Annotated in this window: 11 protein-coding genes; 7 read left to right on the top strand and 4 right to left on the bottom strand. The window is 69.2% G+C overall.

Annotated elements, in window-relative coordinates:
• Window positions 1-118 precede the first annotated feature (118 nt).
• From ACV7NO_RS07485 to ACV7NO_RS07470, 4 genes are all read left to right on the top strand, one after another.
• The gene (locus tag ACV7NO_RS07485) at window positions 119-859 is read left to right on the top strand and encodes a Crp/Fnr family transcriptional regulator (RefSeq protein WP_463405377.1); all 741 of its coding nucleotides are present in this window, start codon (window positions 119-121) and stop codon (window positions 857-859) included.
• A gap of 137 nt (window positions 860-996) precedes the next feature.
• Window positions 997-2,340, top strand: coding sequence for an MFS transporter (locus ACV7NO_RS07480; RefSeq protein ID WP_463405376.1), 1,344 nt, complete (start codon window positions 997-999; stop codon window positions 2,338-2,340).
• Window positions 2,341-2,347: 7 nt separating this feature from the next.
• Window positions 2,348-4,453, top strand: a complete 2,106-nt coding sequence (locus ACV7NO_RS07475; protein WP_463405375.1) for an alpha-galactosidase — start codon at window positions 2,348-2,350, stop codon at window positions 4,451-4,453.
• Window positions 4,450-5,604, top strand: a complete 1,155-nt coding sequence (locus tag ACV7NO_RS07470) for a glycoside hydrolase family 68 protein (protein ID WP_463405374.1) — start codon at window positions 4,450-4,452, stop codon at window positions 5,602-5,604. Before ACV7NO_RS07475 ends, ACV7NO_RS07470 begins: the two co-directional genes overlap by 4 nt.
• On the opposite strand, the gene ACV7NO_RS07465 is transcribed toward ACV7NO_RS07470, so the two are convergent.
• A complete protein-coding gene (locus ACV7NO_RS07465; protein WP_463405373.1) occupies window positions 5,601-6,788 on the bottom strand; it encodes an alpha-hydroxy-acid oxidizing protein in 1,188 nt (395 codons plus the stop codon). The genes ACV7NO_RS07470 and ACV7NO_RS07465 overlap by 4 nt on opposite strands.
• Window positions 6,789-6,866: 78 nt before the next feature.
• Between ACV7NO_RS07465 and ACV7NO_RS07460 the strand changes: the two genes are divergently transcribed.
• Window positions 6,867-7,904, top strand: a complete 1,038-nt coding sequence (locus ACV7NO_RS07460) for a LacI family DNA-binding transcriptional regulator (RefSeq protein ID WP_463405372.1) — start codon at window positions 6,867-6,869, stop codon at window positions 7,902-7,904.
• A gap of 8 nt (window positions 7,905-7,912) precedes the next feature.
• Here ACV7NO_RS07460 and ACV7NO_RS07455 read toward each other — a convergent pair whose 3' ends face one another.
• Together ACV7NO_RS07455 and ACV7NO_RS07450 are read right to left on the bottom strand one after the other, a co-directional pair.
• A complete protein-coding gene (locus ACV7NO_RS07455; protein WP_463405371.1) occupies window positions 7,913-9,136 on the bottom strand; it encodes an MFS transporter in 1,224 nt (407 codons plus the stop codon).
• Window positions 9,137-9,326: 190 nt separating this feature from the next.
• Complete coding sequence (locus ACV7NO_RS07450; protein WP_463405370.1) at window positions 9,327-9,644, bottom strand: 2Fe-2S iron-sulfur cluster-binding family protein; 318 nt, start codon at window positions 9,642-9,644, stop codon at window positions 9,327-9,329.
• Window positions 9,645-9,698: 54 nt separating this feature from the next.
• Between ACV7NO_RS07450 and ACV7NO_RS07445 the strand changes: the two genes are divergently transcribed.
• Complete coding sequence (locus ACV7NO_RS07445; protein ID WP_463405369.1) at window positions 9,699-10,328, top strand: DNA-3-methyladenine glycosylase family protein; 630 nt, start codon at window positions 9,699-9,701, stop codon at window positions 10,326-10,328.
• Between the two features lie 7 nt (window positions 10,329-10,335).
• Here ACV7NO_RS07445 and ACV7NO_RS07440 read toward each other — a convergent pair whose 3' ends face one another.
• Window positions 10,336-10,758, bottom strand: coding sequence for a DUF2147 domain-containing protein (locus ACV7NO_RS07440; RefSeq protein ID WP_463405368.1), 423 nt, complete (start codon window positions 10,756-10,758; stop codon window positions 10,336-10,338).
• Window positions 10,759-10,893: 135 nt separating this feature from the next.
• Here ACV7NO_RS07440 and ACV7NO_RS07435 point away from each other — a divergent pair, with 135 nt between their 5' ends.
• Window positions 10,894-12,240, top strand: coding sequence for an Nramp family divalent metal transporter (locus tag ACV7NO_RS07435; RefSeq protein ID WP_463405367.1), 1,347 nt, complete (start codon window positions 10,894-10,896; stop codon window positions 12,238-12,240).
• Window positions 12,241-12,244 lie beyond the last annotated feature (4 nt).

Raw genomic sequence — 12,244 nt, 5'->3', positions numbered from 1 at the left:
CGCGAAGATAGCCTGATTTATGTTGCTCCCTCCACGAACAACCTGTGTATGGGATCACTCGGCCTCGATTCTCTAGAAGACAAGGCGTGGGTCGCAGGCGCGCTCGCCGGAAGTGCGCATGTCCAGCCGTTTTGAAATTGCCCAGGCGTTGATCGCCAAGGTCGCGACGCGCGCGTCCCTAAACGAGGGTGATGCGCTCGCGATTCACGCGCTGCATCCGACGGAACACGAACTGCCCGCGCAATCCCATCTGATCCGCGAGGGGGAGCGGCCGATGCATTGTGCCTTCGTCCTGTCGGGCCTCGCCTTCCGCCACAAGATCGCTGTGAACGGCGGCCGCCAGATCGTCGCCATCCTCGTCCCCGGCGATTTCGCCGATCTCCGGCAGCTGTTCCTGCGGGTATCGGATCACAACGTCCAGGCGATGACCGCGCTCGTCGTTGCCGAACTGTCGGCCGACGCGCTGCGGACGCTGGCGAAGAACCGTCCCAACGTCGCCCGCGCGATGTGGATCGACACGCTGGTGGAGGCGTCGATCGGACGCGAGCTCGCGCTGAACATCGGCCGGCGCGATGCGATCACGCGCGTCGGCCACCTGCTCTGCGAGGTCCATGTCCGCATGATGCATACCGGGCACACCGATCGCGGCTACGAGCTGCCGATGACGCAGGAGCAGATCGGCGACGCAACCGGGCTCACCTCGGTCCATGTCAATCGTACGCTCAAGGAACTGGTGCGCGAGGGACTGGTCGCGCACGACCGGCGGTTCGTGAGAATCGTCGACTGGAGCGCTCTGGCGAGTCGCTCGGACTTCAACCCGCTCTACCTCCACCACGACCAGGCACTGGGCACGGCCTGATCGCGCTCAGGTGGCGCAGGATCGCCCGATTTGCACGAACGCTTATGCAATCGATTGTTGCAGCACGTCGCATTCCGCGGCATGACATCGCTCACGAACGCGGACCAACCGCGACCCGAGGGGACGGAGAGGTGACGATGCGCATGCCCGAGACGAAGCCGATCCTGAGCATGCCGCGCATCCTCGAAATGAACCTCGGGTTCCTCGGGCTCCAGTTCAGTTTCGGGCTGCAGCAGGGCAACATGGCCCCGATCTACAGCTATCTGGGCGCGGCGGAGGCGCAGCTGCCGCTGCTCCAGCTGGCGGGGCCGATCACCGGCCTCCTGATCCAGCCGCTGATCGGCGCGATGAGCGACCGCACCGATTCGCGCTGGGGCCGGCGTACGCCCTATTTCCTGTTCGGCGCGGTGCTGTGCGCATTCGGGCTTTTCTTCATGCCGCTCAGCCATTCGATCCTGATGGCGGTGTCGATGTTGTGGATTCTCGACGCGGGCAACAACATCACGATGGAGCCCTACCGCGCCTATGTCTCGGACCGGCTGGACGAGAGCCAGCACCAGATCGGCTTCCTGACCCAATCCGCTTTCACCGGGCTCGCGCAGATGCTGGCGTTCCTCACGCCCTCGCTGCTCGTGTGGTTCGGGATGAACCAGGACTGGGTCGATACCCACAACATCCCCTACACCGCGCGTATCGCCTTCATGGTCGGCGCGTTCCTGTCGCTTACGACGATCATCTGGTCGATCCGCCGGGTCCCCGAACTGCCGCTGACGATCGAACAGCGCACGCACATCGCCGCCCAACCCAAGACGGTTGCGTCCACCATCGCGGAGATCGGCCACGCGATCCGCGACATGCCGGTCGCGATGCGCAAACTGGCGCTGATGAGCCTGTTCCAATGGTATGCGATGGCCGCCTACTGGTCGTACGTCATCTACTCGATCGGCCGATCGGTCTACGGCACCGATGTTGCCAACTCGCCAGGCTTCCACTCGGCGGTCCTCACCAACGGCGAGATGGCGGCGTTCTACAATGGGGTCGCCTTCCTCGCGGCCTTCGCGATGGTGCCGCTGGCGAAGCGTCTGGGCGCGGCCTCGCTCCACGCGATCTGCCTCGCGATCGCGGGTGCGGGCATGCTGTGGCTGCCGCACATCACCGAGAAGTGGATGCTGTTCCTCCCCGCGATCGGCGTCGGGCTCGGCTGGGCCAGCATCATGGGCAACCCCTATGTCATCCTCGCCGGTTCGATCCCGCCGGAGCGGACCGGCGTCTATATGGGCATCTTCAACATGATGATCGTGATCCCGATGCTGCTGATCGCGGCCACCCTGCCCTTCTATTACAAGCCGCTGATGAACGGCGATCCGCGCAACGTGCTGACCTTGTGCGGCATCCTGATGTTCTGCGCCGCCGCCGCGGTCTGGACGGTGCGCGAGAAGAACGCGGCCGGTCTTCCCGTCGGCGCGACCCGCGAAGGCTGACGCCCCGATGATCGTACTGAACGGAGCGACCATGGCGATCGTGCTCGAGCCGCGCGAACAGGGCGGCCTGCTGTGGCGCTGGTGGGGCGCGCGCGTCGCCGCCGACGCACTGCCCGCGCTCGCGGATACGCGCCCCGCCGCCTCCTTCTCGCTCGACGTCGACCAGCCGCTTGCGCTGGTCCCGTCGTTCGGCACCGGCTGGTTCGGCGCCCCTGCACTTCGCGCGCATCGTGGCGGACGGGCCTTTGCGCAGGCGTTCGAAACCGCTGACATCGGGCGTAACGGCGACACGCTGACGGTGACGCTGGTCGATCGCGCCGCCGCGATCACGCTGATCCAGCGCATCGCGATCGCGGGCGACGTCGCGACGCTGTCGGCGGAGGTGGTCAACGACGGCGACGACATGCTCGACATCGAATGGCTCGCCGCGGGCACCCTCCCGCTCCCCGCCGACGCGCAGGCGATCCGCAGCTTCACCGGTCGCCACAATGCGGAGTTCGTCGAACAGGTCGAGCCGATGCCCGCGCATGGCTGGATCCGCGAGACGCGACGCGGCCTCACCGGCCATGCCGGCCCGCCCGGCCTGTTCGTTACCGGTCCCGGCGCGACCTGGCATGCCGGCCCGGTCCGCGCCGCGCAACTCGCCTGGTCGGGCAACCATCGCCTCGCGATCGAGCGCGACGACGACGGCGTCTGGACGCTCCAGATGGGCGAGGCGCTCGCGCCCGGCGAGATCCGCCTCGCGCCCGGCGACCGCTACGCCACCCCCGAGATGCTCGCGACCGCGTCGTCGGCGGGGCTGAACGGCGCGGTCCAAGCGTTCCACGCCGCGATCCGCGCCCGCGCGCCCTGGCCCACTGAGGGCATGCGCCCCCGCCCGGTCCACATCAACAGTTGGGAAGGCTTCTATTTCGACCACGACGAGGCCGCGCTGGTCGCGCTCGCCACTCGCGCCGCCGCGCTCGGGGTCGAGCGCTTCGTGCTCGACGACGGCTGGTTCAGGGGTCGCGACGACGACACCGCCGCGCTCGGTGACTGGACCGTCGACCGCACCAAATATCCGAACGGCCTGGGTCCGCTCGCGGACCATGTCGTCGCGCAGGGCATGGAATTCGGCCTCTGGGTCGAGCCCGAAATGGTCAACCCCGACAGCGACCTGTACCGCGCGCACCCCGACTGGGCGCTCACCGTCGCCGGACCCACGCACCTCACCTCACGCAACCAGCTCGTCCTCGATCTCGGCCGCGCGGAGGTGCGCGAGTATCTGTTCGACGCGATCGACACGCTGCTCCGCGACCTGCCGATCGCGTACCTCAAATGGGATCACAACCGCGATCTCGCCCCCGCCGGCGGCGCGAACGGCCATGCCGGCTACCGCGCGCAGATCCTCGGCACCTATGCACTGATCGACCGCATCCGCGCCGCGCACCCCGCGGTCGAGATCGAGTCCTGCGCCGGCGGCGGTGGCCGCATCGACGCCGGCATCGCGACGCGCACGCACCGCTTCTGGACGAGCGACTGCATCGATGCCGTCAGCCGGGTCGCGATGCAGCGCGGCTATCTCCACTTCATGCCGCCCGAGATGATGGGCGCGCATGTCGGCGCCGCACCCGCACATTCGACCGGGCGGCGGCAGGGCATGGCGTTCCGCGCCGCGGTCGCGCTGCCCGGCCATTTCGGCGTCGAGCTCGATCCCGCCGCGATGCCCGACGACGACGCGGCGACGCTCGCGGCGTGGATCGCGCGCTACAAGGCCCTGCGCGGCACGCTCCACGCGGGCAAGGTCTGGCTCGGCGACGGCCCCGACGGCCTCGTCTGGCAGATGCACGGCCGGCCCGGCGACCTGCTCCTGTCGGTCACCCGCGTCGCGCCCACCACGCTGCGCCGCCCGCCCGCACTCCCGCTCCCCCCGCTGCTCGGCGCGGGGCCGACGCGCGTCCGCCTGCTCGCGATCGCGACCGAACCCGGCCACCCCGCCCCCGACGCGCCGCTGTTCGCCGCGATGCGCGGCGACGGCACGGTCTTCGACAGCGCCTGGCTCGCCTGTGCCGGGCTGCCGATGCCCGCGATGAAGGCGGAGAGCGTCGCGCTCTTCGCGCTCGAATCCGCATGACCACCCCTGCCAGCCGGACGACCTCGCCGATGATCCCCACCCACTGGTCCGCCGACGCCGTCGCGGGCATCGCCATCCAGCGCGGCGGCGCGCTGCCCGTCATCACCACCGCCGATATCGTCCCCATCGTCTCCGGCCACGACGTGTGGGACATGTGGCAGATCGCCTATGCCGACGGCCGCACCGCGTTCGTCGAGGGGCGCAGCTGGTGGTTCTTCCTCGCCACCCCGCGCTTCGCCGATCCCGAATCGCGCCACGACGCCGCGCGCATCCGCCTGACCAGCCACGGCACGGACGGCTGGCGCGATCATGGCGATACCTTTCCCGAGGGCTTCACGCCCGGCAGTCGCGAATGGTCTGGCTCCGCGGTTCTCGCCGACGACGACTCGACGCTGACGATGTATTTCACCGCCGCCGGCCGCCGCGGCGCGCCGACGACCTTCGAGCAACGCCTGTTCGAAACCTGCGGCCGCTTCGTCGTCGACGCGTCCGGCGCGCGCACCGAAGGCTGGTCGACCCCGGTCGAATCAATCGCCAACGACGGCCGCTTCTACGCGCGCGCCGATCAGGCGGCACCGGTGGGCGGTGCGATCAAGGGCTTCCGCGATCCGGGCTATTTTCGCGATCCCGCGGACGGCGCGGAATATCTTCTTTTCGTCGGCTCGGCCGGCTGGGTCGATGAGGTCGTGGACGGCGTCATCGGTCTCGCGAAGCGCGACGGCGACGCATGGCGGCTCGAGGCTCCGCTGGTCGAAGCGATCGGCGTCAACAGCGAGCTCGAACGGCCCCACATCCTCGTCCACGACGCGCGCTACTATCTGTTCTGGTCGACGCAGGCTAAGCGCTTCGCCCCCGGCCTCGCAGCGCCGACCGGACTCTACGCGATGGTCGCCGATCGCATCGAGGGACCATGGCGCCCGGCGAACGGCACCGCCCTCGTCGCCGCCAACCCCGCCGCCGAGCCCGTCCAGGCCTATTGCTGGTGGGTGACCGGCGAGCTCGACGTCATCAGCTTCGTCGACTATTGGGGCCTCGCCGGCGCCGACCCCACGGCCGACACGACACTCCGCCGCACCCGCTTCGGCGGCACCGCAGCCCCCTGGTTCCGCCTCGCGATCGACGGAGACCGCGTGACGATCGTTCCCCGCTAGCCGCGAACCGCGCCCGCCGCGCGCACGTCAGCAAGCGTCGGATAGCCGTTCACCGCCATCAGCAGGTCCGCCTCGGCGAGGATGCAGCGCAGCACATGCGCCGCCCCGTCCGCGCCATCCAGCGCGAGGCCCCACACATAGGGCCGCCCGATGCCGACCGCGCGCGCGCCCATCGCCAGCGCCTTCACCACGTCGCTCCCCGATCGCACGCCCGAATCGAACAGCACCGGCACGTCGCCCGACGCCGCCACCACGCCCGGCAGCAGGTCGATCGCCGCGATCCCGCCATTCGCCTGCCGCCCGCCATGGTTGGAGCAATAGATCGCGTCCGCCCCCAGATCGATCGCGCGGCGCGCATCGTCGGGATGGCAGATCCCCTTCAGGATCAGCGGCAGCGTCGTCAGCGAGCGGAGCCACGCCATGTCGTCCCAGGTCAGCACCTTGCCGAACACCCCCGCCCATTGCCGCACCGCCGCCGCCGGATCATCCTCGGGCGGCTTCGCCAGCATCTTGCGGAAGACGGGATCGGAAAAATAGTTGGCCAGCACATGCCCGCGCAGTTGCGGGAAGTTCGCGACGTTCAGGTCGCGCGGCCGCCATCCCGTCACCCAGGTGTCGAGCGTCACGACGATGCCCTTGAACCCCGCAGCCTCCGCCCGCCGGACGAGGCTCGCCGCCAGGTCCCGGTCGCGCGGGGTATAGAGCTGGAAGAACCCCGGCGCGTCGCCCATGTCGCCCGCCACCGTCTCCATCAGGTCGTTCGACAGCGTCGAGTGGACCAGCGGAACGCCCGTCGCGGCCGCGGCGCGCGCGGCAGCGCGGTCGCCATGCCCGTCCTGCGTGCAGATCCCGATCACCCCGACGGGCGCCATGAACACCGGTGTCGGCAGCGTCATCCCGAACAGGTCGATCGACAGATCGCGCCGGGTGGTGTCGACCATCATCCGCGGCACCATACCCCAGTGGCGGAACGCGCTGGCGTTCGCATCCTGCGTCGCCTCGTCGCCGCACCCGCCCTGCACATAACCCAGCACCGAGGGCGGCAACGCCATCGACGCACGCGCCTCCAGCGTGGCATAGTCGACCGGCAGCTTGGGAAGCACGCCGGACAGCCCCGCCATGTAGATCGCATTCTGATAGTCGCCGAACTGTGCGCCCGCAGCCGCCATGGCCCTCTCCCTCATGTCGTTGCATTCAGGCTACAGCACCCCGCGCGCGGTGCAACGCTTGCCGCGTGCGCCCCGCCCGACTAGCACGTCGCCATGGCCGACGGAGACAGGACGCCCGACGTGAAGCGCGTGCGCGGCGCGCTCGCCGGCGCAGTGACGATGGCGGACATCGCCCGCCTCGCCGATGTTTCGAAGCCCACCGTCTCGCGCGTCCTCGCCAACAGCCCGCTCGTTACCGCGCAAACGCGCGACCGCGTCCTCCAGGTCGCGCGCGACCATGGCTATGCCGTCAACTGCAACGCGCAGAGGCTACGCCAGTCGCGTACCAATACCATTACGGTCGTCCTCGATTTCGGTTCGCACCGGCACGGTGCGATCGGCGATCCCTTCGTGTTCGAGCTGCTGGCCGGCATCTCCGAGGCGCTGTCGATCCGCGAGCAGGACCTGCTGCTGTCACCCCCGGGTCTCGATTCCGTGCAAGGTTTCATCGACCTCCATCGCAGCCGGGCGACCGACGGGTTCATCCTGCTGGGCCAGGGCGTTCGCGACGCGATGCTGCGCGAACTGGCACGCACCGACGTGCCGTTCGTCGTCTGGGGCGCGGTGGAGGACGACGACTATTGCGCGGTCGGCAGCGACAATCTGGCGGGCGGACGGCTCGCCGGCGAGCGCTTCCTCACGCAGGGCCGCCGCCGCTGGTTGTTCGTCGGCGACATTGCGCACGCGGAACTGCGGATGCGGTTCGAGGGGCTGTCCGCCTCGGCGGACGCCGGCGTCACGATCGACCGACTGGACATCGCGTCGATGGCCTATGCGACGACGTTCGAGCGCGCGACTGACTGGCTGGCGCACAACCCCCGCCCCGATGCCGTCTTCGCCTTTTCGGACACCGCAGCGATGGCGGTCGTCGGCGCGTTCCGCGAACAGGGTCACGTCACCCCGCGCGACTATGCGCTGGTCGGCTATAACGACATTCCGCCGGCGGCGCACTTCACGCCCGCGCTGACGACGATCGCGCAGGAGACGGAGGTCGCGGGATCGATGCTCGTGGAAAAGCTGATGCACCGCCTTGACGGCGCCCAGCCGAAATCCGTGAAACTTCCCACCAGACTGATCGTCCGCGACACCTGACGATCGCGCTATACCGCGCGGTCGCGCCGCGTCACCCTTTGAAAGCGGACGAGCGCCACCGCGATCGCCGCCATCGGCACCAGCACCATATAGAACGCCCGCGCGCCCGATATGTACTGGAACGCGAGCCCGGTCAGCAGCGATCCGATCGTCCCGCCCAGCGCGGAGAAGATCACGATCAGCCCTACCAGCGAGGCATGTCGTTCGCGCGGCTGCGCGCTCAGCATCACCGAACACAGGATCGGATAGACCGGCGCCATGAAGACCCCGATCAGCGGGAAGATATAGGCCGGCGCGGGCGCGCTCAGCCACGTTATGCCGCGCCGCGGCGCCAGGCCCTGCGCCGCGGGCAGCGTCAGCACCACCAATACCGCCATCGCCGCGATGCACCCCAACAGCAACCGCAGCCACCCAAGCCGCGCGACCAGCCAGCTCGCCCCCAGCCGCCCCGCCGCCAGCGCGCCGAGGAAGATCGTCGACGCCTGCACGCTCATCGCGGACGGGAGGTGGAGCACCTCGTTGTTGAACGTCGGCAGCCACGTCCCGATGCTCTGCTCGATCAGGACGTACAGGAAGATCGCGACCAAGAACGCGACCGTCGCGGGCAACAGCGCCAGCGCGAACATCGCGCGGCGCGTCGGCTGCTCCTCCGCGGTGGCTGCGGCCTCGTCGAGATCGGCGCCCCACCACAGGGCCGCCGCGACCGCGCACAACAGCGCGACGACATAATAGACGCGCAGCCAATCGCTGCCCGTCGTGTCCGCGCCGATGAACCAGCCGAACATCCACACCCCCGCCAGGATGCCGAGCATGAATATCCCCTCGACCAGGCTGGTCAGGCTGGCATGTCCCTTGGCGTCGGTCCTGAGCAGCCCGATCGTGGCATAGGTCGCGACCTTGGCAGTGCCGAAGCCCAGCCCGGTCAGCACGAAGAACGCCTGCATCCCCCAGAACGCATCCGCCAGCGGCACCAGCAGCGCGCCCGCCCCGATCGCCAGCATCACCGCGATCTGTGCGCGCCGGTATCCGAACCGCGGCAGCTGGACCGCGAACAGGAACGACGCGACAACCACAGACAGGTCCTTGCACGCCTCCAGCGTCGCCGCATGCGGCTTCGACACCGCATAGCGCTGGATCGACTGGAGGATCACCACGCCGACGCTGTTCATCAGGACGCCCAGCACCGCATAGCTGACGATCAGCGCAAGCGTCGCGCGGGCGGTACGGGTCATGCGGCTCTCCCGGCGGCGATCTCTGAAAAGGATCGATCACGGGAATGACGTAACGAGAAATGCATTTCAAGCGACCATGCGATCAAAGACACGCTCGCCCGTCGAAGCCCGGCTTATCGAAAGCCCCTGGTCGTTTCCGAATACCATCCGGGGTGATGCGACGGGCAAACGCGCCGATGTCCGGCCCGCCTCAATCCTCCGCGGCGATCGTCACCTTCATCCCGTCGAGCGCGGACGTCAGCTGGATCTGGCACGACAGCCGCGACCATTGGTTGCGATCGCTCGACGAATCGAGCAGATCGTTCTCGTCCTCGCTCATCGCCGGCAGTCGATCCGCGAAATCCGGGTCGACATGGATGTGGCACGTCGCGCACGAACAGCATCCGCCGCACAGCGCCAGGATCTCGTCGATCCCTGCATCGCGGATCGCTTCCATCACCGACAGGCCGACCTCGCCATCGATCTCGCGTTCTTCCCCCTCGCGCGTAACCACGGTAAGCGTCGGCATCATGTTCTCTCCAGACAATAACCCGTTCCATGCCTTTGAACACGCGGCCCCGCAATGGGGCTGAGCGAGGCGCAGCTGCGCGAGAGTCTCGACGCGCTCGCCGCGATGGAGCCCGCCTTCGCCGCCGCGATCGCGCGCGTCGGGTATCCAGCGCCCCGGATCCGGGCGCGCGGCTATGCCACGCTGCTGCGCACGATCCTCGGCCAGCAGGTGAGCGTGAAGGCCGCCGACTCGGTCTGGCGCAAGCTGGAGGCCGAGGTCGGCGACGCGGGCGACCCCGCCGCGATCCTCGCCGCCAGCGACGAGGCGCTGCGCGCCTGCGGCTTCTCGCGTCAGAAGGCGTCCTACGCCCGCAGCCTCGCCGAGGAAGTGACGAGCGGTCGCCTCGATCTCGCCAACCTGCCCGCAGACGACGAGGCGGCGATCGCGCAACTCGTCCGCGTCAAGGGCATCGGCCGCTGGTCGGCGGAGGTCTACCTCCTGTTCGCCGAGGGACGTCTCGACATCTGGCCGGCCGGCGACCTCGCGGTGCAGATCGAGGTCGGTCGCATCCTCGGGCACGCCGAACGCCCGGGCGAAAAGCTGGTCCGCGACCTCGCCGAGGCGTGGCGACCGCACCGCGGCGCGGCGGCGATCTTCACCTGGCACCATTACGGTGCCGGCGCGGACGCGGCGCCGGTCTGACGGGCGTTCAGCGCGCCGGACGCCATACCTGCGTCTGGCAGAAGAACGCGATGCAGCCCTGCACCTTGAGCGTGCCGTCCGCCGCGCGGCTGACGATCGACTTGTAGGTCTTTCCGTTGCGCGGATCGTAGATCCTGCCGCGCCAGTCGTCGCCCTTGTCGACGAATCCGCTCAGGATCGGAACGCCCAGGATGGGGCGCGAACGCAAGGCGGGATCGGGATTCGCCACGTCCATCTTCGGCGCGTTCGGCGCGGACTTCAGGATCGTGACCAGCCGCCCGCAGGTCGAGCCGCCGCAATCGCCGACCTGGATGACGCCGCTGCCGTCGGCGGTGAGCCAGCGGCCCGCGATCGGTTGCGCCGCAAACGCAGGGGCGGCAGCGAGCGTGGCGATCAGGACGGCGGCGGCGAGCGGGACGAGACGGCGCATGGCAACTCCGGGTGCAGGAAACGATCGGGCGCCCGCCCTGCCCGCGTCGCGATGAACGGGCAATGGCTCGCTTGCCAACCCGCCCGCGCTTTGCGGCTTGAACCCGCCCCCCGCGATGCCGCATGGCGATCCGCGATGACGCCGCCCGCCCCAGACGCCACCGCCGCCGCCCTGCCTCCCAGCGCCCGGATCGCGACGCGTTCGCTCGCCGAGAGCCATGCCAGCGTGCGGATTCCCGAAGGCGCAGGCTTCTGGCGCAAGCTGTTCGCGTTCGTCGGGCCGGGCTATCTCGTCGCGGTCGGCTATATGGATCCGGGCAACTGGGCGACCGACATCGCGGGCGGCTCCGCGTTCGGCTATACGCTGCTGAGCGTCGTGCTGCTGTCGAACCTGATGGCGATCGTCCTCCAGTCGCTGTCCGCGCGGCTCGGGATCGGCGCGGGGCTCGATCTCGCGCAGGCCTGCCGCGCGCATTATTCGCGCCCCGTCACGCTCGCCCTGTGGGTGCTGTGCGAGATCGCGATCATCGCGTGCGACCTCGCCGAAGTGCTCGGCACCGCGATCGCGCTCAAGCTGCTGTTCGGGCTGCCGCTGGTCTGGGGCGTCGTCGTCACCGGGCTCGACGTGTTCCTGATCCTCGTCCTCCAGCGCTATGGCTTCCGCCGGCTCGAGGCGTTCATCGTCGCGCTGCTCGTCGTGATCGCGGCGTGCTTCGCGTTCGAACTCGCGCTGGCGGGGCCGGACTGGCGCGCGGCCGCCGCCGGCCTGATCCCCACGCCCGAGATCCTGCGCAACCCGGCGATGCTCTACATCGCGATCGGCATCCTGGGCGCGACGGTGATGCCGCACAATCTCTACCTGCATTCGTCGATCGTCCAGACCCGCGCGTTCGGCGCGTCGCCCCCCGAGCGGCGCGAGGCGCTGAAGATGGCGACGATCGATTCGACCGTCGCGCTCGCGCTCGCCTTCTTCATCAACGCCGCGATCCTGATCCTTGCCGCCGCCACCTTCCACGTCGCGGGGCGTACCGACGTGGCGGACATCGAGCAGGCGCACGAACTGCTCGCGCCGATGTTGGGCGCAGGCGCGGCGAGCATCGTCTTCGCGATCGCATTGCTGGCGAGCGGGCAGAACTCGACCGTCACCGGCACGCTCGCCGGCCAGATCGTGATGGAGGGGTTCCTCGACCTCAGGTTGCCGATGTGGCTGCGCCGGCTGGTGACGCGCGGGCTGGCGATCATCCCCGCGGTCGCGGTCGTGGCGTATGCGGGCGACGCGGCGGCGATCAAGCTGCTGGTGCTGAGCCAGGTGGTGCTGAGCCTCCAACTCCCCTTCGCGGTCATCCCGCTCGTCGCCTTCACCGGCAGCGCCGCGGTGATGGGCGCGATGGCCGCCCCGCGCTGGCTGCGCGCGCTGGCCTGGGCGATCGCGGCGGTGATCGTAGGATTGAACGCGACGCTGCTGTGGGGGCTGATGGCCTGATTCG

Source organism: Sphingomonas sp. Ell38C01 (genome assembly GCF_055231975.1).
This window is presented reverse-complemented; position numbering and strand designations above follow the sequence as displayed.

Coding starts and splice junctions, on each gene's coding strand:
- ACV7NO_RS07485 (WP_463405377.1), top strand. CDS start 119: ATGTCCAGCCGTTTTGAAATTGCCCAGGCGTTGATCGCCAAGGTCGCG.
- ACV7NO_RS07480 (WP_463405376.1), top strand. CDS start 997: ATGCGCATGCCCGAGACGAAGCCGATCCTGAGCATGCCGCGCATCCTC.
- ACV7NO_RS07475 (WP_463405375.1), top strand. CDS start 2,348: ATGATCGTACTGAACGGAGCGACCATGGCGATCGTGCTCGAGCCGCGC.
- ACV7NO_RS07470 (WP_463405374.1), top strand. CDS start 4,450: ATGACCACCCCTGCCAGCCGGACGACCTCGCCGATGATCCCCACCCAC.
- ACV7NO_RS07465 (WP_463405373.1), bottom strand. CDS start 6,788: ATGAGGGAGAGGGCCATGGCGGCTGCGGGCGCACAGTTCGGCGACTAT.
- ACV7NO_RS07460 (WP_463405372.1), top strand. CDS start 6,867: ATGGCCGACGGAGACAGGACGCCCGACGTGAAGCGCGTGCGCGGCGCG.
- ACV7NO_RS07455 (WP_463405371.1), bottom strand. CDS start 9,136: ATGACCCGTACCGCCCGCGCGACGCTTGCGCTGATCGTCAGCTATGCG.
- ACV7NO_RS07450 (WP_463405370.1), bottom strand. CDS start 9,644: ATGCCGACGCTTACCGTGGTTACGCGCGAGGGGGAAGAACGCGAGATC.
- ACV7NO_RS07445 (WP_463405369.1), top strand. CDS start 9,699: ATGGGGCTGAGCGAGGCGCAGCTGCGCGAGAGTCTCGACGCGCTCGCC.
- ACV7NO_RS07440 (WP_463405368.1), bottom strand. CDS start 10,758: ATGCGCCGTCTCGTCCCGCTCGCCGCCGCCGTCCTGATCGCCACGCTC.
- ACV7NO_RS07435 (WP_463405367.1), top strand. CDS start 10,894: ATGACGCCGCCCGCCCCAGACGCCACCGCCGCCGCCCTGCCTCCCAGC.